Raw genomic sequence first — 25,463 nt, forward strand, 5'->3', positions numbered from 1 at the left:
GTTCGGGTGGCTGCCTGTTTTCGCCGCCGCATATTCCCCTCACCGAAAAGCGTTCTACCGAGACGCGATGCTCGGATCGCAGTGGTGGGTTCAGCTGCCCGTGTCGGCAGACGCTGGCTCCCTGCTCTCGTCGGAACCTGGTGGGTCCTCGTCGGAGTCGTCGTCGACAGTGTCTGTCGTCTCACGGTCGGGCGACACGTCGCCAGTGTCGTCGTCGGCTTCGGGGTCTTCCGTCTCCCGGTCCGATCCCTCTTCTGTCGTCTCCGTCTCGTCCGTCACTGTCGAAAACACGTCGGTATCCGAGATCTCCGTGACCTTCTTGACCGTCTGTTCCTGGTCGTTGAACCGGTCCAGTGCGTCGTCCCAGGACTCGCGTCGACGGCTCTCGCTCTTGTGGTCGACGGGGACCCCCAGGTACGAGCAGTTCCCACACGCTGTGGTCTCCGAATTGCCGAGCCGATAGGATTCGAGCGGGTCCCCACACCGTGGACAGTCCATACCCGACGGTTTGCGACCCGGCGGTTTAATTCTAGCGCTGGTGTCGGTTGAACGATCGGTTACTCGGCCTGGTCCTCGTCTTCGTCCTCGCTATCGGAGCCCGCCAGATCGCCTGATTCGATGTGGGCCGCTTTCTCGTCGTCGGTCAGTTCGTGGAAGGTCTCGGTTTCGACGTCGATCGTCGCGACGCCGATCCCCTCCGGCGAGAGCCCGTCCTCGGCGACCGAGGCCAGCGCTTCGAGCGCGAGGTCGACGCCGGCGTCCAGTTCCATCCCTTCGTCGTAGTGTTCTTCGAGGTAGTCGCGGATGTCGCCCCGGTCGGCACCGACCGCGAGGGCCTTCCACTCGTAGGGCGTCCCCGACGGATCGGTCTCGTAGAGGCGGGGTTCGCCGTCGGCGATACCGCCGATGATGAGCGCGACGCCGAACGGTCTGGCACCGCCGACTTGCGTGTACTGCTGGATGTAGTCGGTGATCTCTTTGGTGAGTGTCTCGACGCCGACCGGCTCGCCGTACCGAAGCTGGTTGACCTGTGCCTGCCGTCGAGCGAGATCGATCAGCTGCCGAGCGTCGGCGACGTGGCCGGCCGAGGCGATCCCGATGTGGTCGTCGGCCTTGTGGATCTTCTCGACCGAGGACCGCTCCATCAGTGGCGAGCGGATACGCTTGTCGACGGCGAGTACGACGCCGCCGGCCGTCCGGACACCGATGCTTGCGGTGCCGCGCTTGACGGCCTCGCGAGCGTATTCGACCTGATAGAGGCGGCCGTCCGGAGAGAAGATTGTAATTCCGCGGTCGTACGCCTGCTGTTGGTTTTGTCCCTGCATAGTTATTGGAGATCGAGTTCAGTCGCCCCCGCGAACGCGTCGTTCGTCCGGACGTCGACGCGACGGCCCCGAACGACTGCGTCCCGTGTCACGTCCTCGAACACGACCTGTCTCTGAGCAGGAGGTTCCGCCGGCCCGCCTATATACTTTTCTTCACAGGCACGCATCGTCCCGCTGGTTCCGCGGACTCGGATACCGACCTGCGTCTCGTCGATATCACCGAGTGCTGTGAGCGCGGAGCGAGCGTCGTCGACGTGGTCTCGACGGACGCGGACGATCGCGTGGCCCGCTCCGTCAGCGAAGGCGAACTCGACGACGTTCATGTCCGTCTTTGCGCTCCCGATATCACCGAGGAGGTTCTGTGCCGCGTACCACACCGAACGCTGGAACGCCCGCCTGTCGATGTCGACGTCGGGCCAGCTCTCGATGGCGACGGCTAGATACCGCCAGCGTGGACGGAGGTGCTTGGGGAGGTGTTTCATTGTCGATGGTCCCCCGAGGAACCGTCCCGGTATGACATACCCGGTACTGGGGATAGCGGGCACAAGAACACGTCGGTGCCGACCGCTACGGGAGTCCGACTGTCTGGGAGTTGTCCGTGTCGTCGATGTCCGGCCGTGCCTCATCGATCGCCGACCGCCCGGAGAAGAGGTAGCCGGCGATCAGGAAGTCCAAGACGCCTTCGACAGCGAACAGCAGGTCACTCGCCAGTAACATCCAACCGAGCGACAGGAGTCCAACCAGGACGAGTCCACCCCCGCCGAGACCCCGCCCCCAGTTACCGTTCGTAAATATCCCGTACGCCGCGACTATGAGGACACCACCCAGTACGACACTGAGTCCGGCAAAGACCAGCGCCAACAGAACCGGACTGCTGTTGCCGGTGAGGAAGCCGTGGTAGACCATGGTTCCGTGTACCAACTGTCGGCCCCCCTCAAGGGCCATGAATCCCCCTGCGACCGTTACCCCAAACGGTCGACTCACCTTTTGCACCATAGACACGTCTATTCACTGCGAGGGTAAAATCCTTTCCACATCGGATGGAATTTACCGACGGTGGGGCCGATTAGGCCGTGTTTCGACTGTTCCGGAAATATCGCGTACTACTCGTCGATACTGACACCGGGCTCGATGAACCGATCCGAGCGGCGCTCGCGGTTCCGGTCGACGAGACGGCCCCATTCAGCGAGACCTGCCTCGACCGCCGCTGGCTCAAAGCCGATGCGTTCACCGAGCGCGACGAGATCGCGCGGGGCCCGAAGCTCGAGGTGGTTCGATGGGTCGACAGAGACGACGTATGGCGCGTCGGCGTCCTCGACGAGGTCCCGGAGTTTGCGAAGCCCCTGAATCGCACGGACCCGGCTCCCGCCGGAGTGGCCGACGACCGCCCCGAGCGAGAATTCGACTCTGACCCCGTTTTCGGCGGCGGCCTTCGCGAGAACGTGGTTGAAATCACCGCTACCCTGCATCGGATGAGCCAACACGTCCACCGCGGGTTGCTCGACCGCGAACCGGTTCATCGCGGTCGTTCCACCGTGAACGGCGACGATCGTCCGATCGGGCCGGTAGTTCCCGAGGAACCCGCTCGCCCGGGAGGGATCGTCGGCTCTGATCTCGATCCCGGTCGCCACGTCGATGTCGTAGGCGTCGGCAATCTGTCCAGGATCGTAGGATGCCTGATCGTCGCCGTGGTTCCGGACGACGATGCCGTCGTAGCCGTACTCGCTGGCTGTCAGCGCCTGTCGGGCGACCGTACTCTCGCCGTCCGGGCGGGCGTGGACGGCCTCGTACATCACAGTTCCTCGAACAGTTCGCGGGCGTTGGCCACGGCGTGTTCCCGTTTCGCCGGGTACGCTTCGACCTTCGCCCGGAGTGTGATGCCGTCGCCGCGGGTGACCTCCCCGCGGAAAGCGGCCTGCTTGTCGAACGTGAGGAAAAACGAGCAGTTGTCGTCGACCCGTTCGTCGAGTTCCGCCTTCACCGCGTCGATGTCCGAAAGCGTCGCGACCTGTGAGAGCACGTGACGGATCTCGTCGGCGTTCTCGACGCGGGCCGAGAGGACGACGATGCGGTCGCCGTAGTGACCCTCGCTCTGGGATCGCTCGATCGAGTACTCTTCGGGGAGAAACGTCCGAAGCGCTTCCTCGACCCGCCGGTCGTCCTCGGTCGCATAACAGAACGTCCGGAGATCAACGTAGTGGAACGGGACCGACGACATCGAGCCTTACTCCGCTGCTTCGAGGTTGTCTTCGGGAACGCCCTGTTCCTGACCGTCCTCGAAGGAGACCGTGTAGTTGGCGTCGCCGAACATGGTCTCGACGACCTGGGTGACGGTTCCCTCCTGGCCGTCGTAGTCACTGTGCTCGTCGTGCAGAATCACGGTATCGTCCTCTTCGAATGCCATGGGCAGCGGTACTCGGTGACTGCTCAAAAAGGGACTGATTCGCGCCGGTGAGGGTGTCGAAGACTTATAACGGCCTCCGCCGTACCCCCTCGTATGACCTGCGCTTCGCTCCCTCTCGGACAGTCGTTGGGACCGCCATGCCGGCCAGTCTGTGACGACCACTGATGACCGTCGACAACCTCTGGTATCTCTCGGACGTGGCCAGCCAGGAGGCCGAACAGACGTACCACCACCTGCTGGAGGAGTACGACCCAGCCGTCGAGTTCAGCCGCCACCGGCGCGTCTCCAGGCCGCGCTTCCGGACGGTCGCGGAGGCCGCCCGCGACCACGGGGCACCGTACGGGGCACACACGCTGGTCTACCGATCCGACGGCGCCCTCTTGTTGGTCCGTCACGAGGGCGTCGACAAGTGGGTGCTCCCGGGTGGCGAACTCGACGGGAGCGAGTCCTTCCGGGAGGCCGCGCTGCGGGAACTCTCCGAGGAGGGCGGTATCGAAGGGACGATCGAGGGACTCGGACTCCTGGGTCGCGTCGAGTTCTACCACGACGACAACATGGCCTGGGGCGTCCTCCCCGTCTTCGAGACCCGTGCGGAGACGACGACCCCGCGAGTGGCGGACCCCGACCAGGAGATCAGCGACGCCCAGTGGTTCGACGAACTCCCGGAAGACACCCGCGACCGCGAGGAGATCCAGCAGTGGCGTGATCGTCGGTTCCGCTGATCGTCCGAATACCGCCGTCGTCCCCTACTCGGGGCCGAAGGACTGCCCCTCGCGGGCGTCGGCCTCGAGCCGTCGGACCGTCGCCCGGGCGTTGCTGGCGTCGTAGCCGAACAGTACGGTCTCGGCGTACTCGCCGGCCACCTCGGCTGCTTTGCTCAGGTCGTCGATGTCGACATCGACGGCGTACAACTCGATGCTGAACGGACTGTCGAGTTCGTCGCGGAACCCCTTCGCGAGGATCTCCAGCCAGTAGGTCGTCGAGTAAGCCATATCGTAGATCGGAACGACGAACTCGTCGACGAATTCGCCGACAGCGTCGACGTCGAGGCCGCTCCGGGCTTCGAGGTGGCCGGGGTACGGATCGGGATACAGCGTGAGGTAGAGTTCACCGGGGACCCGCTCGCGGGCGTCGGCGACGAACTCGGTGATGACGTTCGTCCGCCAGGCCGACCACTCCTCGAAGTCGCTCTCCGCGAAGCGTCGCTCACACCGGTCGCAGTAGCAGTACTCCTCGCGTGGAAAGCCGACATCGTCGAGACGGACGTCACCGTTTACCTCGGCGGCGTCGGCGATGATATCGAGGAGGCCGTCCCGATAGCGCTCGTGGGTCGGACAGACGTAGGTCCAGTCGAAGTACGGTTCGTTCCGGGTGGCTGCAGTCCCTTCGTCGTCGAAGGCCAGCAACTCCTCCTCGCCTTCGACGGCGTTGTCCCCGAAACACGATACCATGTTGACCGCGCCCGCGATGGGTTCGGCCGCCCGGCCGGTCACGTCCTTGACCTCGTAGAAGGCTCGGTCGAACTCCGACCACGCTGTCTCGTCTTCGTTTCGCGTGACGACACCGTACATGGCATCGAATAGGTCACTCACCCCGGTAAGGGTTCGGAAACGTGGTTTGGGAGCGATACTGCTGTCAACGACTGTAGACGTACGCGAGGCCGATGACCCCGACGAGGGCGATGAGCCCGAGTAGTTTCTTTGACATCGTTCCGCCGTACACGACCTGTATATAAAGAACTATCGGCTGAGTGGGAGATATCGCTCAGTCGTCGGCTTCGGGACTGTCTGTCGGAACCGCCGCTGTGTCGTGGGTCCCGACCGGTGGACGGTTTACGGCCGCTGCCCGGGAGGTCTCCGGGTCGGTCCTGTCCGTGTCGTCGATCTCGATCCCGTCCATCCCGCCCTCGTCGCGTGCGTCCTGGTCGATCCGCATCGAGCAGAACTCGACACCACACATCGAACAGAAGCGCGCTGTCTCGTAGTTGTCTCCGGGAAGCGTCTGGTCGTGGAACGCCCGCGCTCGCTCGGGGTCCAGCGCCAGTTCGAACTGTCGCTGCCAGTCGAAAGCGTACCGTGCTTCCGAGAGCGCGTCGTCCCACTCGCGGGCGCCCTCGCGGCCGTTCGCCACGTCGGCGGCGTGGGCGGCGATCCGGTAGGCGGCAAGCCCGTCCCGGACGTCCTCGGCGTCGGGGAGGCCGAGGTGTTCTTTCGGGGTGACGTAACACAGCATCGCCGCGCCGGCCCGTGCCGCTTCCGTTGCACCGATGGCACTGGTGATGTGGTCGTACCCGGGCGCGATGTCGGTCACGAGCGGCCCGAGGACGTAGAACGGTGCGCCGTCACAGACTGACTGCTGACGTTCGACCTGCCCGGCGATCTCGTCCATCGGAACGTGACCCGGCCCCTCGACCATGACCTGGACGCCGTGGTCCCAAGCCCGCCGTGTGAGTTCGCCCAGCGTCTCCAGTTCCGCGTACTGTGCCGGATCGCCGGCGTCGGACAACGAACCCGGACGCAGTCCGTCACCGAGGCTGATCGTCACGTCGTACTCGGACAGCATCGCACAGAGCTCGTCGAACGCAGTGTACAGCGGGTTCTCGGCCCGGTTGTCCTCCATCCACTTCGCCAGGATCGACCCGCCCCGGGAGACGATCCCGGTGGTGCGACCGTCGGTCAACGGCAGGTGTTCCAGTCGGACGCCGGCGTGGATCGTCATGTAGTCGACCCCCTGCTGGGCCTGCTTCTCGATCACCGACAGCAACCGCTCTGTCGTCAACTCGGTCGGGTCGTCGACTCGCGTGAGTGCACCGTAGATCGGGACGGTCCCGATCGGGACCGGCGAGTGAGCCAGGTTTGCGGTCCGGATCTCGTCGAGATCGCTGCCCGTCGAGAGGTCCATCACGGTGTCGGCCCCGTGGTGGACGGCCGTGTGGAGTTTCTCCAGTTCGGTCCCCGAATCGCCCGACTCCTCGCTGTTTCCGATGTTGGCGTTTACCTTCGTGGCGAACTCACGGCCGATTATCATCGGGTCCAGGCGGTCGTGGTTGACGTTCGTGGGGATCACAGCCTGTCCGTCGGCGACTTGCTGGCGGACGAACTCGGGATCGACCCGCTCGCGTTCGGCGACTCGTTCCATCGCGTCGGTGATCGTTCCCGCCCTGGCGGCATCGAGTTGCGTCATGTATCACTAGGTAATATCACTAGGTAATAAATATACCGTCGACTGACACTCCACCGATGAGTGACACGGCCGGGCACCGCTCGAAGCTACCGGTCGTGTGCCCAGAACTCGTCTTCGACGGTGACTTCCTTCTTGAACAGCGGGACCTCCTCTTTGAGGCGGTTGATCCCGTCTTCGACGGCGCGGAACGCTTCCCCCCGGTGGCCCGCCAGCACGACCACGAAGACGATGTCCTCGCCGGCCTCGACGACACCGGTCTTGTGGTGGAGGGCAACGGCGTAGACGCCGTCGCGGTCTTCTAGTGAACGCCGTAACTCTGCCATCCGGTCGGCGGCGACCTCGTCGTAGCGCTCGAACTCCAGGAACTCCGTCCGCGGGTCGTCGGGACTGTCCCGTGCTCTCACCCGCCCGGTGAACGTGGCGATCGCGCCGGCGCGATCCTCGTCCGCGGAGCGCTTTACCTCCCCGACCAGCGTCTCCAGGGTGACGTACGGATCGCGGTCCAGCATGGCGTCGACGACAGCATCGAGGTCAGCCGCGCCACCGCTGCCGGCGCGGTGGACGATCGGGTCGGCCGCCTCGCGGTCGCCCAGGACGACCTTCGGGATCGACGCGTCGCTGTACCCTTCGACCAGCGCGTAGTCGTACTCCGGGGCCAGTGCGTCCAGTGTCTCGGTCAGCGACCGCTGCTCGCCGGTCGCGAACCACGCCCCGTCGTCGGTCAGCGCGACGCTCTCGCTGGCACCAGCAGCGCGGTGGCGGGCGGTGTCTTTCCCTTCCGTATCGATGTCCGGCGGATGGGTACAGTGTTTGACCGTCGCGACCCGCCCGCGCTCGGAGAGTCGCTCGGTCAACCGCTCGACGAGGGTGGTCTTCCCGGCGTCGGAGTGGCCGACGATTCCCAGGACCTGCATGTGATCGTCTATCGGACGCGAACAGGTATGTGTTTCCGAACGCGGTCAGGGCCGTTCGACCGACTTCTCGACGACCTCGACCCCCTCGATGGCCGTTCCGGGGTACTGGCCGTCGTCGTCTTTCTCGCTGGCTTTCACCATATCCCAGACGACGTTCAGCCCCGTGGTCACGCCTTCGAGTGCCTCCATCTCACAACCGGTCTTGCCGACCGTCTCCACGGCGACGGTGAGTTCTACCCGGTCGTCGCCGACCGAGAACTCCGTCTCGACGTTCGTGATCGGGATCTGGTGGCACATCGGGATCGTCTCCCAGGTGTGTTTGACCGCCTGGACGGCACCGATCCGTGCCGTCGTCAACACGTCGCCTTTCTCGACGTCGTCTGCCTCGATAGCTGCGAGTGTCCGGTCGGTCAGCCGAATCGCGCCCCGGGCGACGGCCCGGCGCTTGCTGTCAGCCTTCTCACCGACGTCGACCATCTGGGCGTCCCCGTCCTCGTCGACGTGCGTGAACTCCTCGGTCATGCCCGCTGGTAGCGCGACCGCCCTCAAAACTGTACGGGTCTGGTCACTGCCGGACGAGGCCGAGCAGGTGTCCGACCGCCGGCGCGATCAGTTCTCCCGTGCCAGTCCGGGCAGCGTTCTCGCTGCCGGGCAGGCAGAACACGAGTCGGTCGTCGACGACGCCGGCGGTCGCACGGGAGGCCATCGCCATCGGGCCGACCTCCTCGTAGGAGAGCCAGCGGAACAGCTCCCCGAAACCGGGAATCGAGCGGTCGAAGAGGTTCCCCACCGCGTCGACGGTCACGTCGTCGGCCGTGAGACCGGTCCCACCGGTCGTGACCACTACGTCGGCGCCGTCGTCGAGCAACCCGGCGACGGCCTCGGCGATGGCGTCCGCGTCGTCGGTGACGAGCCGACGATCGGTGACATCGTGGCCTGCGTCTTCACAGACGGTTTCGACTGCGTCACCGCTGGGATCGTCCGCTAGCGTCCGCGAGGACGAGACAGTCAGGACGCCGATATCGACCGCTTCGCGGTCGTCTCCGTGGTGGTCGTGATTGCCGTGGCCGTGGGTGTGTTCGTGGTAGTCCTGCGTGTGCTCGTGATCGCTGTGGTCGTTTCCCATACCGTGGCGTGGGGCCGAGAGACGGAAAACTGTCGGCGGTCACGGCTCGTCCAGGAGGTCGCCCAACACCTTTCGCTGGGCGGCCGCGAGGTGTTCCGTGAACGTCGCCGTGGTGATCCCCAGGTCGTCCGCGACCTCGCCCGCGTTGGCCGCTCGCGGGTGTTCGAAGTAGCCCATCTCGTGGGCGCGTTCCAGGACCTCCCGCTGGCGGCCGGTCAGTTTCTCGCGGTCGAGGACGACGGGTCGGCTCCGGTCCAGCGAGTCGTCGGTCTCGACAAGCCGCCGGAGGGTAACGCATTCGCCCGTCGACTGGAGGTCGCCGATCACGTCCCTGAGCGTGGCCACGTCCTTGACCAGGAAGGTCACCGTCAGGGACCGCTCGGTGGCGCTTAGCTCCTGGACGACACAGCCCGCTCGCTCGATCCGCTCACAGACACAGCCCTGTCCAGCCCGTCGATGGAGGCGGTAGATCCGTCCCTGGTCGTAATCGAACACCGTCTGGACGTTCCTGGTGTCGCCAGGCGACGGTGGGGACCCGTCCTCGCCGACCAGCGTGAACTCCTCGACGATCTCACCCTCGTCACCGCCCAGCGCGCTCCGGGAGACGGCGGCGACGTGGTGCTCCTCGCTGGCGTGGGGCTGGACCTGGCATGCCTGCGGGTCGACCACGTCTACCTCCGCGAGCACCCGCCGGGACATATATCGAAATGTCGACCGTTTCGAGTAAAATAACTCTGTGCGAACATATTCGGTGCGGAATTTCACTTAAAAAATACCCGAGATGTTTGGTCTGACGTTCACCGTCGTCGTCTTGCAAGAGCCGGATACGAGGGACCGGACCGAACAGTCAGCGGACTATCATACCAGCCCTCACCCAACCCATGAGACGGAACACGATACTCATCGTCCTGCTGGTGACCACGGTGTTGCTCCCGATGTGGTACGTCGCGTTACACGGCGAACCCCCCTCCGAGGAGATCGCGATCGACGAGAGCGTCACCGACCTCCGACCGCTAGAGGGGCCGATCGACACGCCGAACAAGCTCTCGCCCAGCCAGGTCGGCGTCGTCGTCTGGGTCGCACTCTTCGGGCTCGTCGGCGTTCTGGCCGGCGCTCACCAGTTCATGAACAGGGCCGTTCGACCACCTGAGGAAGCGCCCGTGGCCGACGGCGGGCAACTCACGGCGAGTCTGCCGTGGCTCGAATCGGACAACCGCTGGGTCGTCGAGTACCACGACGCCTCGGACGCCATCGAGGGACTGGTCGCGATGGGCGGGTTGACCGTCCTCTCGATCGTCTTCGCGGCGCTGTTCACCGGCGAGTACCTGACCCTGGCTCGGACCCAGTACTTCGGGCTGTACGCCACGGGGATGTTCGTCTCGCTGGCGCTGTCGACGGTCGCGTACTACGCCTGGTTCATGCCACACGTCGAGGTCGCGGAATACAGGAGGCACGACTGATGGACTACCCGAAACCCGACGACGAGACCGAGGACTGCGGCTGTAGCGATACCCCGGCGACCCGCCAGAGCCTCTACAGCGACGCGCGGGCCGAACTCCGGCGGCGTGACTTCGCGAAGTTCCTCGCGACTGTCGGCGGCCTGACGGCCGTCGCGAGCCTGACGGCGCCGCTCGCGAGCACCACCCAGGTGTTCGAGCGCAGCTACGAGGGGCCGATCTACTCCGACGGCGTCACCCTGGTCGACAGCGAGGGCGAACCGATCCAGGAGGGCCGCCTCTCGGAGGGCGAACACATGACGGTCTTCCCCGAACCCCGGCCCGGGATCGAGGACGCGCCGACGCTGCTGGTCCGCTACTCGGAATCGGCCTACAGCAATGTCAAGGAGGGCTTTACGGTCAGCGGTTACGCGGCGTTCTCGAAGGTGTGTACCCACGCCGGCTGTATGGTCGGGAACCGGGACGGGGATCTGCTGGTCTGCCCGTGTCACTTCGGGAAGTTCGATCCACTCTCCGGCGCGAGTGTCGAGGGCGGCCCGCCGGGGCGGGCGCTCCCACAGCTCCCGATCACGCTCTCCAGCGACGGGACCCTGATCGCGACCGGCGACTTCTCGGGGCCAGTCGGCCCGGGGGGTGAGTGATGTCCCGCACCGACCGGATCTACGACTGGTTCGACAGTCGACTCGATGTCGAGCGGGGCCAGCAGTTCCTCGGGAAGGCCTTCCCCGCCGAGGACTCGTTCCTGCTGGGCGAGGTCGCGCTGTTCTGTTTCCTGCTGCTGGTCCTGTCGGGGATCTTCCTCGGATTCTTCTTCGAGCCCTCGACCTCGGCAGTCGAGTACGACGGCAGCGTCGAGAAGTTCCAGGGCCAGGAGATGCCCGAGGCGTTCGTCTCGGTGTTGCACATCACCTACGACGTGCCCTTCGGGATGTTCATCCGCCGGCTCCACCACTGGGCGGCCCACCTCTTCGTCGCCTCGATCGGGTTGCACATGCTCAGGGTGTTCTTCACCGGGGCGTATCGGAATCCGCGGGAACCGAACTGGATCGTCGGCACGGGACTGGCGGCGCTGTCGATGGGTGCGGCTTACACCGGCTACGCCCTGCCGTTCGACGAGTTCGCCGCGACCGCGACCAGCATCGGCTACAACCTCACGATCTCCGTGCCGCTGCTGGGGGACTTCCTCGGGCAGGTGGTCTTCGGCGGGGAGTTCCCCTCCAGCGCGACGATCCCCCGGCTGTATTTCCTGCACGTGCTGGTCATTCCCATGGCGATCGCCGGCGGGCTGGCGCTGCACATGTGGATTCTGATACGCCAGAAACACACCGAAGCACCCCGTGAGGACGACGTCGTCGCCGGCGACCGGGAGATCGACAAGGGCGACGACAGCGTCATCGTCGGCCTGCCGGCGGTCCCCAACCAGGCTGCCGTCTCGGCGGTCGTGTTCTTCCTGACGGCCGCGACGCTGTCGGCGCTTGCCGGCCTGTTGCCGGTCCACAACGTCGCCGAGTACGGCCCCAACGACCCCGCGAGTACCCCGGCGCTGATCATGCCCGACTGGTTCCTGATGTGGGTCTACGGCTTCCTGAAACTGCTGCCCCAGATCGGGTTCTCCATCGGCCCGGCCCACATCAACGGCGAGTTCGTCGGCGGCGTCCTGCTTCCGGGCCTGGTCTTCCTGGCGATCGCCGCCTGGCCCTTCATCGACCGGACGCCCGAGCCGACCCACTTCACCGCCGATCCCCTACAGCGGCCCTGGCAGACCGGCGTCGGCGTCGCCGCCGTCGCCTTCGTCATGATCGCCTCCATCGCGGGGATGAACAACATCCTCGCCGACCAGGTGCTGGGGACGACCACCGATGTCGTCAACCCTATCCTGACCGCGGCGCTTCTGGGGGTTCCGCCGGTGCTTGGTGGGATCACTTACCTCCTGTTGCGCGACGGGGCGACGTCGCCCCCGTCCGACGACGAGGGGGTCGCCGCCGACGGTGGCGCTGCCGACAGCGATACCGCCGACGGCAAAGCCACGGACGGGGGGACGAGCGATGACTGAGATCGCGCTCTCCCGACGCCAGTATCGGCTGTTAGACACGGCGAGCAAACTGGTCGGGCTCGGCCTCGTCGCTGCCGGCCTGGAGGCCGGCGGCTCGACGCCGACCGGCATCGCCCTCGCGCTCGTCGGTACCGCCTGTGCGACCGCGACGGTGTTCCTGAGCCATGAGTAGACAGACTCCAGACGACGACCGCTGGACGGACAGTTCCCTGAGTCGACGCGACTTCGTGCGAGGGTTGGGTGCGGCCTCGCTGCTGGGCGCGACGGGCCTCTCCTTCGCCGACGACGGCATGCAGGGCCTGGAGGCCGTCGACGACCCGATCGGTAACTATCCCTACCGCGACTGGGAGGACCTCTACCGCGACGAGTGGGACTGGGACGATATCGCCCGCTCGACTCACAGCGTCAACTGCACCGGCTCCTGCTCCTGGAACGTCTTCGTCAAGGACGGCCAGGTCTGGCGGGAGGAGCAGGCCGGCGACTACCCGACCTTCGACGAGAGCCTCCCTGACCCGAACCCGCGTGGCTGTCAGAAGGGCGCTTGTTACACCGACTACGTCAACGCCGACCAGCGCGTGCTCCACCCGCTTCGCCGCACCGGCGAACGCGGCGAGGGCCAGTGGGAACGGATCTCCTGGGACGAGGCCCTGACCGAGATCGCCGACCACGTCATCGACGAGGTCCGGGCGGGGCGCTACGACGCGATCTCCGGGTTCACGCCGATCCCGGCGATGAGTCCGGTCTCCTTCGCCTCCGGCAGCCGGCTCATCAACCTGCTCGGTGGGGTCTCCCACTCCTTTTACGACTGGTACTCGGACCTGCCGCCGGGCCAGCCGATCACCTGGGGGACCCAGACGGACAACGCCGAGAGCGCCGACTGGCACAACGCCGACTACATCATCGCCTGGGGATCGAACATCAACGTCACGCGAATCCCCGACGCGAAGTACTTCCTCGACGCCGGCTACGAGGGGGCCAAACGGGTCGGGATCTTCACCGACTACTCCCAGACGGCGATCCACACCGACGAGTGGCTCTCCCCGGAGGGTGGCACCGACACTGCCCTGGCGCTCGGGATGGCACAGACCATCGTCGACGAGGGGCTGTACGACGAAGCCCACCTGAAAGAGCAGACCGACATGCCACTGTTGGTCCGGGAAAACACCGGGAAGTTCCTCCGGGCCAGCGAGGTGGGCCTGGCGGGGGACGCCGACGACCCAGAGAAGGTGTTCGTGATGGTCGACGCCGACGGCACCCTGCGGCGTGCGCCGGGGTCGCTGGGCGACCGCGACGGCCAGAACGACCCCGACTCCAGCATCGAACTGGAGTTCGACCCACGGCTGAGCGTCGACCGCACCGTCGAAACCGACGACGGACAGGTCCCTGTACGGTCGGTCTGGGAGAACCTGCGGGACGAACTCGCCCAGTACACGCCCGAGTTCGTCCACGAGGAGACCGGTGTCGGTGAGAACACCTATCAGCGGGTCGCCCGCGAGTTCGCCGAGGCCGACGCCGCGAAGATCATCCACGGAAAGGGCGTCAACGACTGGTACCACAACGACCTGGGCAACCGCGCCATCCAGTTGCTCGTGACGCTGACCGGCAACCTCGGCGATCCGGGGACTGGACTGGACCACTACGTCGGCCAGGAGAAGATCTGGACGTTCCACGGCTGGAAGGTCCTCTCGTTCCCGACCGGGTCGGTCCGCGGTGTCCCGACGACGCTGTGGACGTACTTCCACGGCGGCATCCTCGACAACACCGATCCCGACACCGCCGAGAAGATCCGCGAGTCGATCGACAAGGGGTGGATGCCACTCTACCCCGAAGAACGCGAGGACGGCTTCCGGCCAGACCCCTCCACGATGTTCGTCTGGCGGGGCAACTACTTCAACCAGGCCAAGGGCAACGTCGCCGTCGAGGAGCAACTCTGGCCCAAACTCGACCTCGTCGTCGACATCAACTTCCGGATGGACTCGACGGCGATGTACTCCGACATCGTCCTGCCAGCAGCGAGCCACTACGAGAAGTACGACCTCTCGGAGACGGACATGCACACGTACGTGCATCCGTTCACGCCGGCGGTCGAACCCCTTGGCGAGGCAAAGACTGACTGGGAGATCTTCCGGCTGCTGGCCGAGACGATCCAGGAACGAGCCCGGGAACGGGGTGTCGAACCGGTCGAGGACCGGACGTTCGACCGGACGATCGATCTGACGACGATCTACGACGACTACGTCCGTGACTGGGAGACCGGCGAGGCGGGCGCACTGGAAGAAGACCGCGCGGCCGCGGAGTTCATCCTCGAACACTCCGAGGAATCCAACCCCAGCGACACCGACGAACAGATCACCTTCGCCGACACCGAGGACCAGCCCCAGCGCCTGCTCGCGGCCGGCCCCCACTGGACCTCCGACATCAAAGACGACGAGGCCTACGTCCCCTGGCAGGACTACGTCCACGACAAGGAGCCCTGGCCGACGTTCACCGGGCGCCAACAGTACTACGTCGACCACGACTGGTTCCTCGAACTCGGCGAGGAACTGCCGACCCACAAGCGCGGCCCGCAGGACACCGGCGGGGACTACCCGCTGACCTACAACACGCCCCACGGCCGGTGGTCGATCCACTCGACCTGGCGCGATAGCGAGAAGATGCTCCGGCTCCAGCGGGGCGAACCGGTCGTCTACCTCAACCCCGAGGACGCCGCCGAACGCGGCATCGAGGACGGGGACACCGTCGAGGTGTTCAACGATCTGGGCAGCGTCGAGGTCCAGGCGAAGATCTACCCCTCCAGCGAACCGGGGACCGCTCGCCAGTACTTCGCCTGGGAGAAGTTCCAGTACCCCGACCGGGACAACTTCAACACGCTCGTCCCGATGTACATGAAACCGACCCAGTTGGTCCAGTACCCCGAGGACACCGGCGAGCATCTCTACTTCTTCCCGAACTACTGGGGGCCGACCGGCGTCAACAGCGACGTGAACGTCGAGGTGCGCCCCGCGGGAGGTGAGTCCGATGAGTAGCCAGAACGGGGAGGACACCCACGTCGACGTCGCCGACGGCGTCGACCACCAGGTCGCGATGGTGATGGACCTGAACAAGTGTATCGGCTGTCAGACCTGCACCATCGCCTGTAAGTCCCTCTGGACGGAGGGCGGCGGGACCGACTACATGTACTGGAACAACGTCGAGACCAAGCCCGGCGAGGGGTATCCGCGGGGCTGGGAGGACTCCGGTGGCGGCTGGCAGTCCGAGGACCACTCGGACCGCGAGACCGGCGACATCCCCTCCCGCGAGGAGTACGGCCGATCCTGGGAGTTCAACCACGAGGAGATCATGTACGAGGGCAGCGACGAACCGCTCCGTCCGCGGGAGGGCGCCGAGTGGGGGCCAAACTGGGACGAGGACCAGGGCGCCGGCGAGTACCCCAACAGCTACTACTTCTACCTCCCACGGATCTGCAACCACTGTACCCACCCCTCCTGCGTGGAGGCGTGCCCGCGCTCGGCCATCTACAAGCGCAGCGAGGACGGTATCGTCCTGGTCGACCAGGATCGCTGTCGGGGGTACCGCTACTGCGTCGAGGGCTGTCCCTACAAGAAGGTGTACTACAACACCGTCTCGAAGAAATCGGAGAAGTGCATCTTCTGTTACCCGCGTCTGGAGGGCGAAGGTCCGGACGGGGAGACGTACGCGCCCGCTTGCGCCGAGGAGTGCCCGCCACAGCTCCGGCTGGTCGGGTTCCTCGACGACGAGGACGGCCCCATCTACAAACTCGTCGAGGAGTACGAGGTCGCGCTCCCCTTACATCCGGAGTTCCGGACCCAGCCCAACGTTTACTACATCCCGCCGTACGCGCCCGGCCAGCACACCGAGGACGGCGAGACGGTCGACGTCGACCGCATCCCCCGCCAGTACCTCCGTGAGCTGTTCGGGGACCGGGTCGACGACGCCTTGGACACCATCGAGCGCGAGCGCCAGCGCGCCCGCCAGGGGGCCGACAGCGAACTGATGGAACTGCTCCAGCACAAGAACCCCGCGAAACAGTACCGACTGGAGGTCTTCGATGACTGACGCCAACCACATCGGGACGGCACTGCTGCTGGGCCTGATCGTTGTGACCGCGACGGCCGCGGCGCCACTCGCGACTGCCCGTCCGGCCCACGAGATACCGGTCTCGCCGGCGACCGGGGACCTCTCGACGCCGGCCGCCGACGGCTGGGAGTCGGTCCCGGCTGCTGATGTCCCGCTGACCAGCGCACCGAGTAGCGTCCCGAACGCCGACGACACGACCATCGAACAGGTCCACGTCCAGGCGGCACGGGGCGACGGTACGCTCTACCTGCGGCTGCAGTGGGCCGACGCGACGCGGGACCGCAGCGCCGCCAGTCCGGAGGCGTTCGCCGATCAGGTCGCGGTCCAGTTCCCGGTCAACGCCAGCTCCCGGCCGCCGATCGCGATGGGCGGTCCAGGGAACATGGTCAACGTCTGGTACTGGAGCGCCGACGCCGGCACCCAGGAACTGCTGGCCGGCGGCGTCGGTTCGACGACGGCGTTCGACCAGCCCGCGGTCCAGGCCGAGGCCAGCTACGACGACGGTACCTGGTCGGTGGTCTACGCCCGCTCGGTCGATGCCAGCGGGGACAACCGGACGACGATCACCGACGACGGTGACCTCGACGTGGCCTTTGCGGTCTGGAACGGGTCCAACGGCGAGCGGGCCGGTCAGAAGTCCGTCTCCGAGTGGCACTATTTCCCGTTCGGCGAGGGGCCGCAGGGACCGCCCTACCAGGCGCTGCTGTGGTCGGTCGCCGGCGTCGCTATCGTCGCAGTCATCGGCGTGACCGCCTTCGGTATCCACCGCACCAGAGGGGGGATGAACTGATGGCGACGACACCTGCTGACGCGCCCGAGGATGTCGACCGGGACGCGGCCGCCCGCGGGACCGTCTACCGGACGCTCGCGGCGGCGTTCCGGTATCCCGACGGGGAGTTTCACGCCGCGGCCGCGTCCGGCGCCTTGCAGCGGGACCTGCGGCGGTGTCTCGACCAGACCGCACTCGCCGTCGAGGCACCGGCGCTGGCGACCGACGACGACTACGAGACCCTGGCCGCGCGGTACAACGACCTGTTCGAACTGGGGTACAGCGAGTACACCGACCGGACGGACGGCTCGCTCGACAGTTCGGGACCGCCGGTGCCGCTGTACGAGTCCAAATACCGGCCCGACCAGTCCTGGAACGACGTGAACCTCGACCTGGCGCGGGCCTACGATCACTACGGCCTGGAGATCGACCAGGAGCGGCGGGACAACCACGACGCGCTCCGGTACGAACTGGAGTTCGCGGGCTATCTCGCGCGACGGGAGGCCGTCGTCGGCGAGGACGCGGCGCTGGCTCGGCTCGACTTCCAGGACCGCCACCTCGGTCACGCCGCTGCCGGCGTCGCCGACCGGCTGGCCGACGAGCCCGGAACCGACATCTATGGCTCGCTCGGGGAGTTCATGGAGGCGTTCGTCCGCACCGACCGGAACGACCTCGCCGACCGACTGGAGGGGAGACGATGAGCGCCCACGAGACGGTCCTCGGACGCCTGCCCGCACTCCCCGAGGAGCGCCGACAGTCGCTCCCGATCGCTGCCGTCGGGATCGCCGCCGTCGCCGTCGCGGCCCGGTTCGTCGCCGCACTGGCCGTCAATGCGCCCGGTGCCCCGTCGACCGTCGCCGTCGAGTCGCTCGGGTGGATCGCGACGGCGATCCCGGCACTCGCGGCCGTCGTCGCCGGGGTGTTCGCCAGCCGTCCCACGGTCGGGTTCGGACTGCTGTTCGTCGGCGTCTTCGGCCTCCTCTCGCTGGTGTCCGGGGCAGCCGCCGCGCCCGCCGCCGTCGCAGTGGTCGCCGGGACGGTCGCCGTCGTCGTCGCCTCCCGCGAGCGTCTGTCGACCGGTGAACGCGGCGCCGGGGCCGTCCTCCTGATCGCGCTGGCGGTCGGACTGGCGAGCGGCGTCGGCGGTGTCGTCGGCCTCCGATCGGTCGCCTCGACGCTGGCGCTGGCCGGACTTGGACTGCTTCCGGTGTTCACCGCGACCGACGGCCGTGCGCTGATCGGCGGCGGACTCGCCTTCGGTGCGGTGGTCGCGGTCGGGCTTTCGGTGCCGTTCGTCACCGGCGCCGTGACGCTGGTCGGGGGCGGCGTCGTCGGGACTTCCCTCCCCGTCGTCGCCCTCGCGGCCGCCGGGACGGTCTCGACGGCCAGCGCGGCGGGCCGGACGCACAACTGGCCCTTGCTGGCCGGCGTCGTCCTCCTGGCGCTGGCCGGCGTCCCGGCGACGCTGGGCAGTGCCGTCCCGTTCGCGCTGGGGATCGCCGCTCTCGTCTCCCTGGAGGGGTCGCGATGACCGACGACCGCAGCGAGTACGAGACACAACTCGACGCCGACCCGGACCCGCAACTGGACCCCGAACGCAGTCCGGGGATGCACACCGACATCGAAGCGTTGGCGGACATCGAGGTGAGCCGCGAGGACGTGACCATCGGGGAAGCAACGCCCGAGGAACTGGCGGCCGCCGACACCGAACCCGTCGAGGACGCCGATCTGGCTGCGTTGCTGTCGGATCTCCGTGACGGGACCGACATCGACCGACGGCGGGCGGCCCTGGCGTTGAAGGACGAACCGACCGAAGACGCTATCGTGACCGCACTCGCCCGGGCCGCGACGACCGACGCTGACAGTGACGTACGCCAGTTCGCCGTCGAGGCGCTGACCGCACACGGCGACGAGCGGACGGCCGCGGCCGCGGTCGACCTGCTCGACGATCCCGACCCCTGGGTTCGGGCCGAGGCCGTCGTCGCCCTGGACAACCTCGACCGCCAGGCCCACGAGGACGACATCGCGGCGGTCCTGGCCGGGGACGACCACCACGCCGTCCGCCGGAACGCGGCGATCTCGCTGTTCAAGCTTCGCGGCGAAGCGTTGGGCGAGGATCTACTGGAGCTGAGCCACGCGGACAGCGAACGCCTCCGGGAGTGGGCGGCCCACATGCTGGCCGGGGTCGACGACGACCGGGCACGCGAGCGACTGCGCGAGTTGACCGACGACCCGGCCTCCGTCGTCCGCCAGACTGCGGAGCGGTCCCTGGAGGCCGATCCCGGACAGTTTCGCCGCCAGTTCGGCGGTGCTTTGGAGAACGACGCCCGACTACTCCCCGGTGAGGACCGACTCAACAGGATGCCCGATCTATGACAGCCCAGACGACGCTGACCGATCGTGTCGAGGCACAGCTCCGCGCAGTGCGTGACCCACAGGCCGACCTCTCCGTCTTCGAGGCGGGGTTCGTCCAGGACATCGCGGTCGAGGCCGGCGACGTGACGATCGAGACCGATCTGACGGCCGTCGACGGCGACACCGCCGACGAGATCGTCGAAGCGACGTTGCGGGCCGTCGACGATGTCGATGGCGTCGAGAGCGTCCACGTCGAGAGCACGAGCCCGTCGAGCGAGGGGCGGTCGGCGGTCGAGGCGTTCGACCACGTGATCGCCGTCGCCAGCGCGAAAGGCGGCGTCGGCAAATCCACGACCGCGACCCACCTCGCCTGCGGGCTGGCGGCCGACAACGACGTGGCCCTGTTCGACGCCGACATCCACGGGCCGAACGTCCCCGGACTGCTGGACATCTCGGGACCGGTCCACTCCAGCGACGAGGGGGACCCGTTGCCGGTCCGGACCGACGGGATGGACGTGATGAGCGTCGGCTTGATGGAGGACGGCGCGCCGCTGGCCTGGCGCGGTGCGATGGCCCACGACGCGCTGGAGGACCTCTTTTCGAACACGGCCTGGCGCAACGACGACGTGCTCGTGATCGATCTCCCGCCGGGGACCGGGGACGTGGTGTTGACGACGCTGCAGGAGGTCCCCGTCGACGGCGTCGTCGTCGTCACGACCCCCTTCCACGCCAGCGTCAGCGATACGAGCAGGACCGTCGAACTGTTCCGGGACAACGACGTGCCGGTCCTGGGAACCGTCGTCAACATGGCGGAGTACGTCTGTGACTGCTGTGGCGAGGCCAACGACCTCTTCGCGGAAGCCGCGGGACCGTCGGGGATCGACGACCTAGATGCGCCGGTTCTGGCCAGACTCCCGTTCACCCACGACCTACAGGGGACGCCCACACCCGGCGACGTTCCCGGCCCGATCGTGGACCTGGCTGATGCGGTCGCCGACGCCGCCGAGACGGCCGGCGAGGTCGACGTTCCCGAGGGGGCCGTCGATATCCGCGGGCTCCCGGCCCAAGCGCGGAAAGACCGCGTCCGCGACCGGTTCGGCGAACTGGCTTCCGGCGAGGCGTTCGTCCTCGTCAGCGACCGGGACCCGACGCCGGTCGGTCCGTTTCTGGGGCAACTGGCCGAGGCCCCGCGCGAGGCGTTCGATCCCTTCGAGATCAGCCGGGAGACGCCCGACGACTGGCTCCTCCGGACCGTGAAACCGTGAGCGCGGCCACTGGGGTCGTTCTCGCGGGCGGCCGGTCGCGCCGGTTCGACGACGGCGACAAGGCACTGGCGACACTCGACGGCGATCCGTTGCTGGTTCACGTCGTCCGGACGCTGGCGGCGGTGACCGACGCCGTCGTCGTGAACTGCCGGGCCGACCAGCGCCCGGCGTTCGAGACAGCCCTCGCCGACGCCGATCTCGGGGTCTCGTTCGCCGTCGACGACCGGCCCGACGAGGGGCCGCTCGCGGGTCTCGGCCGTTCGCTGGCGTCCGTCGAGACCGAGTACGCCGTCGTCCTCGCCTGTGACATGCCGCTGGTGCCGTCCGCGTCGCTGGGGTCGCTGTTGGAGCGTGCGGCCGACACCGAGACGACTGTCGTCCCTCGAACGGCCGGTGGATTCGAACCGACCTGTGCTGTCTACCGGGTCGACCGGGCGGCCACCGCTGCCGACGACGCCTACGACGACGGCGAGCGCAGCCTTCACGCACTGCTGGAACGGCTCTCTCCGACTGTCGTCGATAGCGAGGCTGTCGGGCTCGACGACCGGGCGCTGACGAGCGTCGATACCGTCGCGGTTCTCGAACGGTTCCGGGAGCAGAACGGGCGGAACCGTTAGCTCATGGGTGGGTGAAGTAGGCGACTGATTCGCCGTCGGCGCCGAGGTCGTCGAGTCGGGCGAACCCGATCCGCTCGAACTGGACCAGATCGTCGGTGTCGTACTCCACCAGTCCCGGCTCGCCGATCCCGGTCACGTCGCCGTCCATCGTCCGAAGCCGGAACGATGGTCCGTCGGCGGGTGCCCAGTGGACGACGTCGACGCCCTCTTCGCGGACGGCGCTGATGTCGTCGCCGGCGTACTCGAAGGCGTCCCGGGTGTGTCGCACGCAGCCGTAACCTTTCAGCCAGACCCGATCGCCGTGGGCCGGGAGGTCGTCGCCCTCGACGACGACGCCGCTGGTGACGGGGATCTCCCGCCGGCCACGGTCCTCGTGATCGGGGTGCAGCGGCGGCTCTCCAGCGTCGGGACCGCCGACGATCTGGCGCTCGACGAGGCCGCCGTGCTCGTCGCCCTCGCGGACGAAGAACGCCCGGTCGGTCTCGTCGTCGATCAACTCGCGGTTGTTCGCGTACACCGAGGACATCGCCAGGTCGACGTTGGAGGTCGAGGTACCCAACTCGACCATCGCGTCGACGAGGGCCTCACCCCGGATGCCGCGCCGTTCGAGGCTGGCGACCGTCGGCGCTCTGGGGTCGTCCCAGCCGTCGAGGTCGCCGTCGGCGATCAGTTCCGCGATGGTCGAGGTCGACAGCGAGACGTCGTACTCGTCGACCTGGACGTGGCCCCAGTGGACGACCTCGGGGTACTCCCAGCCGAAGTAGTCGTAGACGAACTGCTGGCGCTTCGCGGAGTCCTGGAGGTCGATCCCACGGATGATGTGGGTGATATCCAGCAAGTGATCGTCGATCCCGCTCTGGAAGTCGAGCATCGGCCAACAGCGGTAGTCGGCGGCCGCCTCGCGGGGATGTGGCGTGTCGATGATCCGGAAGGCGACGAAGTCCCGCAGCGCCGGGTTCTTGTGAGTGATGTCCGTCCGTACGCGGAGGACCATCTCGCCGCTCTCGTACTCGCCGTCGACCATCGCCTCGAACTCCTCGTGGACCGTCCCGGCGTCTTTCTCACGGTGTGGACAGGCCTCGCCGTTGTTCTTCAGATCGGAGAACTCGCCCTGGGGACACGAGCAGGTGTAGGCCCCGCCCGCGTCGATGAGGTCCCGGGCGTGGTCGTAGTAGGTCTCGACCCGGTCGCTGGCTTTCACGACCGAGTCCGGCTCGAAACCCAGATAGCCGATGGCGTCGATAATCTGGTCGTAGGCGTCCAAGTCCGGTCGCTTGGTCTCGGGATCGGTGTCGTCGAACCGGCAGACGAACGCGCCGTCGTAGCGTTCCTTGTAGGTGCCTACGACGGCAGCCATCCGTGCGTGGCCGATATGCCAGGGGCCGTTCGGGTTGGGGGCGACACGCATCCGGACGCCGTCCTCGTCGTCGACGTTGGGAAGGTCGGGCAGCGGGTGGTCCTCGCCCTCGTCTTCGCTCTCGATCTCTTCGAGACGGTCGGGGGCCAGTTCGGCGATCCGATCCCGTCGTTCCTGGCCGTCCATCCCGTTGACTCGATCGACGACCGGGGCGATGATCCCTGGAATCTCGTCGCCGTACTCGCGGAACTCGGGGTTTTCGCCCATGAGTGGCCCCATGATCGCCCCGACCTGTGCCTCGCTGTCGTGTTTGACCGCGTTGAGGAGGGCGTCGACCTCGGCGGCCTCCTCGATGCGGGCACGAAGCTCGTCGTCCATGCACGACCCTGGCACCGCCCCGGTCAAAACGGCGTCGGGTTGGCGCGGCGCCTGTCACAGCCGTCTGAAGACGGGGACACAACTCTCACCGTCGCACGTCCGACACCCCGTCAGTCACTGCCCGTTTCGGCTACCGTTTCGTTCCTAGGTGTGTACTAATTCCTTCGAGCGCGTCGAGACCGGTTACCTCCCCGGATTCGTCCGGCACGGTCCACAGATCGAGTTCGGGCAAGGATCGTCGAAGCGTCTCGATCGCCTCGGTCTGGACCGCCCGCTTCCCGCGACACCGCTCGCAGTCCCCCGGCTCTTCGATGACCTTGTTCACGACGAGCGTGGTCACGGGCACCTCGAAGGAGCGCAACTGTTCGACGAGGCGCTCGGTCTCCCGGACGGCCATGGTCTCCGGTATCGTGACGGCCCGGAACGCGGTCTGGTCCGGGTCCCGGAGGACGGTCCCGACCCGTTTCATCCGATCGCGCATCTCCGTGAGATCGTCCGGGGCGTCGTCGCGCCGCCGGCCGGCCATCGGGCCGAACATCATGGTTCGGGCGGTGTCGACCTTCCGTCGAACCTGGTCACGCAGATCGAGTGCCGTCGCCATCCCCCGGCCAATGACTTCGGGGAGGTCGAGGAGTCGGAGCGTGTGGCCGGTCGGGGCCGTATCGAAGACGACCCTGTCCCAGCGGTCGTTTCCTACGTAGGTTTCAATCCCTTCGAGCGCAGCGAGTTCGTCGCTACCGGGCATGATACCGCTCGTGAACAGCGCCGAGACCTCCTCTTCGTCGAGGTCGATGCCGGCATCGCTGAACTCCGCAGCCAGGGCTTCGAACAGTGATCGGTAGCGGTCGATTCCGGTCTGTGGATCGACCTCGACACCCCAGAACCCGTCGCGAATCTCGGCTGGATTCCCGCCCAGATTCGCCTCGACGGCATCGGCCAGCGAGTGGGCCGGATCGGTCGAGACGACCAACGTCTCGAACCCCTCCCGGGCCAGTGACAGCCCCGTCGCCGTCGCTACCGTTGTCTTTCCCACACCACCTTTGCCACCGTAGAGGACGAACTCCGTCACAGTGGCTCTAGGTGACACTGGTGTATAACTGGTGTCCCCGCGATAGCGGGGTCAGTACTCGCGTTCGACGAGATAGTCCGCGATCCCTTCCAGCAGGAAGCGCGCCTCGTTGTCCGGGAGGACTTCGAGGTTCTCTTTCCCGCTGGCGATGAGGTCGTGGGCCGTCTCGCGGGCGTACTCGATAGAGCCGACCTCGTGGAGGCGGTCGACGGCCGCGTCGATCTCGGCCTCCGAGACCGCATCGACGGATTCCGTCGTGACGAGTGACTCCAGATCGACACCCTGCTGGCGAGCGTGCAGCGTCACCAGCGTCTGCTTGTTCTCGACGAGATCCGACCCGCGCTGTTTGCCCAGTTTCTCCGAGGGCGTCGTCAGATCCAACAGGTCGTCCTGAATCTGGAAGGCTCGCCCCACGTCGAGTCCGTAGTTGTACAGCGCCTCGACCGTCCTGTCGTCGGCCCCCAAAAGCGTCGCCGGGATGGCCGCCGCCGCGCCGTAGAGCACGGCAGTCTTGAGTTCGACCATCTCCAGGTACTCGTCAGGAGTGACCGACTCACGCTGTTCGAACTCGATGTCCAGTGACTGTCCCTCACAGATTCGGGTACAGGTGGTCGCGAGCCGTGTGGTAGCGTCGACCGACCGCTCGGGGGCAGCACCGGTCGAGAGCAGGAACTCGAAGGCTTTCGAGTACAGCGTATCACCGGCAAGGATCGCCGTCGAGAGATCGTACTCCTCGTGGACGGCTGGGACACCACGACGCAGTGGATCGTCGTCCATGATATCGTCGTGGATCAGCGTGAACGTCTGGATGACTTCGATGGCGAGTGCCGCCGAGAGCACGTCGGCTTTGCCACCGTCCAGCGTCGGGAACGCCCGGTAGTCCACAGCCGACGGCTCGATATCGAGCAACGATTCGGCGACGAGCAACAGTACCGTCGGCCGAAGCCGCTTGCCACCAGCGTCTAGCAGGTATCGCGACGCCTCGTAGAGGTGGTCCGGCCGTTTGACCGGCAGGTCCTCCGGGAGCGCGCTGTTGACCCGCTCTCGCCGGGCGACGATGGCGTCTTCGACTTGCTGATGGCGTTCGGACATA

The 25,463-nt window shown here is 66.7% G+C and carries 29 protein-coding genes; 13 read left to right on the forward strand and 16 right to left on the reverse strand.

Annotated features, from left to right (window positions below; translation table 11 throughout):
• Positions 1 to 90: 90 nt before the first annotated feature.
• From VJ109_RS13680 to VJ109_RS13710, 7 genes are all read right to left on the reverse strand, one after another.
• Positions 91 to 498 (reverse strand): TFIIB-type zinc ribbon-containing protein, encoded by a 408-nt coding sequence (locus VJ109_RS13680; protein ID WP_324757465.1) that lies wholly within the window; start codon positions 496 to 498, stop codon positions 91 to 93.
• Positions 499 to 557: 59 nt separating this feature from the next.
• Positions 558 to 1,325, reverse strand: a complete 768-nt coding sequence (gene psmA / locus VJ109_RS13685) for an archaeal proteasome endopeptidase complex subunit alpha (RefSeq protein WP_324757467.1) — start codon at positions 1,323 to 1,325, stop codon at positions 558 to 560.
• Between the two features lie 2 nt (positions 1,326 to 1,327).
• A complete protein-coding gene (locus tag VJ109_RS13690; protein ID WP_324757469.1) occupies positions 1,328 to 1,807 on the reverse strand; it encodes an Rpp14/Pop5 family protein in 480 nt (159 codons plus the stop codon).
• 85 nt (positions 1,808 to 1,892) lie between these two features.
• Entirely contained in the window at positions 1,893 to 2,270 is a 378-nt protein-coding gene (locus VJ109_RS13695) for a hypothetical protein (protein WP_324757470.1), read from the reverse strand.
• A gap of 158 nt (positions 2,271 to 2,428) precedes the next feature.
• Entirely contained in the window at positions 2,429 to 3,118 is a 690-nt protein-coding gene (locus VJ109_RS13700) for an RNase P subunit p30 family protein (RefSeq protein ID WP_324757472.1), read from the reverse strand.
• Positions 3,118 to 3,543, reverse strand: coding sequence for an RNA-binding protein (locus VJ109_RS13705; protein WP_324757474.1), 426 nt, complete (start codon positions 3,541 to 3,543; stop codon positions 3,118 to 3,120). The genes VJ109_RS13700 and VJ109_RS13705 overlap by 1 nt, the downstream gene beginning before the upstream one ends.
• Positions 3,544 to 3,549: 6 nt before the next feature.
• Positions 3,550 to 3,729, reverse strand: a complete 180-nt coding sequence (locus VJ109_RS13710) for a DUF1918 domain-containing protein (RefSeq protein ID WP_276222014.1) — start codon at positions 3,727 to 3,729, stop codon at positions 3,550 to 3,552.
• Positions 3,730 to 3,890: 161 nt separating this feature from the next.
• Here VJ109_RS13710 and VJ109_RS13715 point away from each other — a divergent pair, with 161 nt between their 5' ends.
• Complete coding sequence (locus tag VJ109_RS13715; RefSeq protein WP_324760351.1) at positions 3,891 to 4,451, forward strand: NUDIX hydrolase; 561 nt, start codon at positions 3,891 to 3,893, stop codon at positions 4,449 to 4,451.
• A gap of 24 nt (positions 4,452 to 4,475) precedes the next feature.
• On the opposite strand, the gene VJ109_RS13720 is transcribed toward VJ109_RS13715, so the two are convergent.
• The 6 genes from VJ109_RS13720 to VJ109_RS13745 form a co-directional block, all read right to left on the reverse strand.
• On the reverse strand, positions 4,476 to 5,300 hold the full coding sequence (locus VJ109_RS13720) for a hypothetical protein (RefSeq protein ID WP_324757478.1): 825 nt from the start codon (positions 5,298 to 5,300) through the stop codon (positions 4,476 to 4,478).
• A 193-nt stretch (positions 5,301 to 5,493) separates the two neighbouring features.
• Complete coding sequence (gene thiC / locus VJ109_RS13725) at positions 5,494 to 6,912, reverse strand: phosphomethylpyrimidine synthase ThiC (RefSeq protein WP_324757479.1); 1,419 nt, start codon at positions 6,910 to 6,912, stop codon at positions 5,494 to 5,496.
• A gap of 86 nt (positions 6,913 to 6,998) precedes the next feature.
• Positions 6,999 to 7,826 (reverse strand): molybdopterin synthase, encoded by an 828-nt coding sequence (locus VJ109_RS13730; protein WP_324757481.1) that lies wholly within the window; start codon positions 7,824 to 7,826, stop codon positions 6,999 to 7,001.
• Positions 7,827 to 7,871: 45 nt separating this feature from the next.
• The gene (moaC, locus tag VJ109_RS13735) at positions 7,872 to 8,348 is read right to left on the reverse strand and encodes a cyclic pyranopterin monophosphate synthase MoaC (protein ID WP_324757482.1); all 477 of its coding nucleotides are present in this window, start codon (positions 8,346 to 8,348) and stop codon (positions 7,872 to 7,874) included.
• Between the two features lie 43 nt (positions 8,349 to 8,391).
• A complete protein-coding gene (locus VJ109_RS13740; protein WP_324757483.1) occupies positions 8,392 to 8,952 on the reverse strand; it encodes a MogA/MoaB family molybdenum cofactor biosynthesis protein in 561 nt (186 codons plus the stop codon).
• A gap of 39 nt (positions 8,953 to 8,991) precedes the next feature.
• Positions 8,992 to 9,651 (reverse strand): helix-turn-helix domain-containing protein, encoded by a 660-nt coding sequence (locus VJ109_RS13745; RefSeq protein ID WP_324757484.1) that lies wholly within the window; start codon positions 9,649 to 9,651, stop codon positions 8,992 to 8,994.
• Positions 9,652 to 9,833: 182 nt separating this feature from the next.
• On the opposite strand from VJ109_RS13745, the gene VJ109_RS13750 reads away from it, so the two are divergent.
• The 12 genes from VJ109_RS13750 to mobA are packed head-to-tail and all read left to right on the forward strand — an operon-like array spanning position 9,834 to position 21,566.
• Positions 9,834 to 10,412: a hypothetical protein gene (locus VJ109_RS13750; RefSeq protein WP_276222002.1), complete on the forward strand. Its 579-nt coding sequence runs from the start codon at positions 9,834 to 9,836 to the stop codon at positions 10,410 to 10,412.
• The gene (locus tag VJ109_RS13755; protein ID WP_324760353.1) at positions 10,409 to 11,050 is read left to right on the forward strand and encodes a QcrA and Rieske domain-containing protein; all 642 of its coding nucleotides are present in this window, start codon (positions 10,409 to 10,411) and stop codon (positions 11,048 to 11,050) included. Before VJ109_RS13750 ends, VJ109_RS13755 begins: the two co-directional genes overlap by 4 nt.
• Complete coding sequence (locus tag VJ109_RS13760; protein WP_324757486.1) at positions 11,050 to 12,462, forward strand: cytochrome b; 1,413 nt, start codon at positions 11,050 to 11,052, stop codon at positions 12,460 to 12,462. Before VJ109_RS13755 ends, VJ109_RS13760 begins: the two co-directional genes overlap by 1 nt.
• A complete protein-coding gene (locus VJ109_RS13765) occupies positions 12,455 to 12,634 on the forward strand; it encodes a DUF8120 family protein (RefSeq protein ID WP_324757488.1) in 180 nt (59 codons plus the stop codon). The genes VJ109_RS13760 and VJ109_RS13765 overlap by 8 nt, the downstream gene beginning before the upstream one ends.
• Positions 12,627 to 15,488, forward strand: a complete 2,862-nt coding sequence (narG, locus tag VJ109_RS13770) for a nitrate reductase subunit alpha (RefSeq protein ID WP_324757490.1) — start codon at positions 12,627 to 12,629, stop codon at positions 15,486 to 15,488. The genes VJ109_RS13765 and narG overlap by 8 nt, the downstream gene beginning before the upstream one ends.
• Entirely contained in the window at positions 15,481 to 16,539 is a 1,059-nt protein-coding gene (narH, locus tag VJ109_RS13775) for a nitrate reductase subunit beta (protein ID WP_324757491.1), read from the forward strand. Before narG ends, narH begins: the two co-directional genes overlap by 8 nt.
• Positions 16,532 to 17,350: an ethylbenzene dehydrogenase-related protein gene (locus VJ109_RS13780; RefSeq protein ID WP_324757493.1), complete on the forward strand. Its 819-nt coding sequence runs from the start codon at positions 16,532 to 16,534 to the stop codon at positions 17,348 to 17,350. Before narH ends, VJ109_RS13780 begins: the two co-directional genes overlap by 8 nt.
• Entirely contained in the window at positions 17,350 to 18,030 is a 681-nt protein-coding gene (locus VJ109_RS13785) for a molecular chaperone TorD family protein (protein WP_324757495.1), read from the forward strand. The genes VJ109_RS13780 and VJ109_RS13785 overlap by 1 nt, the downstream gene beginning before the upstream one ends.
• Positions 18,027 to 18,860, forward strand: coding sequence for a DUF8068 family protein (locus VJ109_RS13790; RefSeq protein WP_324757497.1), 834 nt, complete (start codon positions 18,027 to 18,029; stop codon positions 18,858 to 18,860). Before VJ109_RS13785 ends, VJ109_RS13790 begins: the two co-directional genes overlap by 4 nt.
• Complete coding sequence (locus tag VJ109_RS13795) at positions 18,857 to 19,705, forward strand: HEAT repeat domain-containing protein (RefSeq protein WP_324757498.1); 849 nt, start codon at positions 18,857 to 18,859, stop codon at positions 19,703 to 19,705. The genes VJ109_RS13790 and VJ109_RS13795 overlap by 4 nt, the downstream gene beginning before the upstream one ends.
• Entirely contained in the window at positions 19,702 to 20,949 is a 1,248-nt protein-coding gene (locus tag VJ109_RS13800; RefSeq protein ID WP_324757499.1) for a P-loop NTPase, read from the forward strand. The genes VJ109_RS13795 and VJ109_RS13800 overlap by 4 nt, the downstream gene beginning before the upstream one ends.
• Positions 20,946 to 21,566 carry a molybdenum cofactor guanylyltransferase gene (gene mobA / locus VJ109_RS13805; protein WP_324757500.1) on the forward strand — a complete coding sequence of 207 codons (621 nt, stop codon included), beginning with the start codon at positions 20,946 to 20,948 and terminating at the stop codon, positions 21,564 to 21,566. Before VJ109_RS13800 ends, mobA begins: the two co-directional genes overlap by 4 nt.
• Position 21,567: 1 nt before the next feature.
• On the opposite strand, the gene VJ109_RS13810 is transcribed toward mobA, so the two are convergent.
• The 3 genes from VJ109_RS13810 to idsA3 form a co-directional block, all read right to left on the reverse strand.
• Positions 21,568 to 23,301 carry a glutamate--tRNA ligase gene (locus VJ109_RS13810; RefSeq protein WP_324757502.1) on the reverse strand — a complete coding sequence of 578 codons (1,734 nt, stop codon included), beginning with the start codon at positions 23,299 to 23,301 and terminating at the stop codon, positions 21,568 to 21,570.
• Between the two features lie 130 nt (positions 23,302 to 23,431).
• Positions 23,432 to 24,370: an ArsA family ATPase gene (locus VJ109_RS13815; RefSeq protein WP_324757504.1), complete on the reverse strand. Its 939-nt coding sequence runs from the start codon at positions 24,368 to 24,370 to the stop codon at positions 23,432 to 23,434.
• Between the two features lie 51 nt (positions 24,371 to 24,421).
• The gene (gene idsA3 / locus VJ109_RS13820) at positions 24,422 to 25,462 is read right to left on the reverse strand and encodes a geranylfarnesyl diphosphate synthase (protein WP_324757505.1); all 1,041 of its coding nucleotides are present in this window, start codon (positions 25,460 to 25,462) and stop codon (positions 24,422 to 24,424) included.
• Between the last annotated feature and the right edge of the window lies 1 nt (position 25,463).

It is taken from the genome of Haloarcula montana, from assembly GCF_035666295.1.
Taxonomy (GTDB): domain Archaea; phylum Halobacteriota; class Halobacteria; order Halobacteriales; family Haloarculaceae; genus Haloarcula; species Haloarcula montana.